This window comes from Spiroplasma sp. ChiS, from assembly GCF_002968355.1.
GTDB classification, from domain to species: Bacteria; Bacillota_I; Bacilli_A; order Mycoplasmatales; family Mycoplasmataceae; genus Spiroplasma; species Spiroplasma citri.
On sequence record NZ_PUUH01000141.1, the window covers coordinates 1 to 1229 of the forward strand.

Below are 1229 nucleotides of genomic sequence, written 5' to 3' on the forward strand. Positions count from 1 at the left end.
ACTAAATCAAAATTATTATTTCGCATCATAGATCGCATGGTTTCACTAAATCAAAATTATTATTTCGCATCATAGATCGCATGGTTTCATTGTATAAGTTTGTTGTTTTAGAAAAAGGTTCTTCGCCTACGAAACGTTTTTTGATTCTTAAAAGAGGCACAAAATAATTAAGGAAAATTTGAGTATCCAATTGTGTTTGTGTTTTAATAACCTCAGTAACTGAAGGTAAAAAATAAGAGGGAAAGATATTTTTAGACACTAAATAATAACTTCCTTCTAATACTACAACATTACGCAAATATTTTGTTCCTAATTTAGTCATAGTTAAGCGTTGTTGATAAGTAAACAAAGATGCTTCTTCTTTTACTAAAATTAAATAAACACATTCCATTTGTTCACTGGCTTTTTTAATTAAATATTGATGTCCTTTGGTAAAAGGATTTGCATTCAAAACAATAACGCCATTCAACTCTGTTGGTTGTTTTTGAGATCGTAGATACTGTAAATAGTTTTGAAAATAATCATATCTATTAGTTAAAAAAAGAGCTTTTTCATTTTTCACAATCAATTCAAAACCTAATTGTTGAAAAAGTTCTTCGTAAACTGGTTTTGTAAAAACGAAAACTTCATTAAAACCTTGTTGATATATTTTTTCAATCATATAAGTAACTAAAGTATTAGCTAAATTATATCCTTGATAAGAAGGTGAAACGCCTAAACATTTTAAATTATTTAAATAACGACCAATAACACCAATAATTTGTTTTTGATTATAAATAACACCATATTCCTGCACTAAATCAGGTCTTAAATCTAATGATTCTAAAAATTGATTAATATGATTAATATAGTTATACTCATTTGGCAAAACTTGTTTAACGGAATAAGCAAAGTCCATCTCTTTTTTGCTCTTTCTTATTTTTAAATATAATTTTTTCAAAAATATTCAAAAAAAATTATTAAAAATACAAACTTAAATTTGTTCTAATGCTTTAATAATTAAAGAATCGACAAAAAATATTAAATTTTCCGTTGAATGTTTTTTTTGAATAGCGCAAATTTTAGCAGGTTGTGAACACAAAAAACAATTTCTTGGTAATTGTTGCAAATCAATACGTGAAATAAATCGATGTAAAGGATCAATTAAATCAATATCTACTAACATAAAGTTTTTTTCTATTTGTTCTAAATATAAAAATTTTTTTTTTAATATTTTTAAAAAAGAAGGA

Annotated in this window: 2 protein-coding genes; both read right to left on the bottom strand. The window is 24.6% G+C overall.

The annotated features are described in order from the left end of the window. Position 1: 1 nt before the first annotated feature. Positions 2-898: a GNAT family N-acetyltransferase gene (locus C6B38_RS04420; RefSeq protein WP_105298801.1), complete on the bottom strand. Its 897-nt coding sequence runs from the start codon at positions 896-898 to the stop codon at positions 2-4. Positions 899-973: 75 nt separating this feature from the next. Further along, positions 974-1229 (bottom strand): citrate lyase holo-[acyl-carrier protein] synthase (locus tag C6B38_RS04425; protein WP_199558582.1); only part of this gene is annotated, 256 nt, incomplete at its 5' end.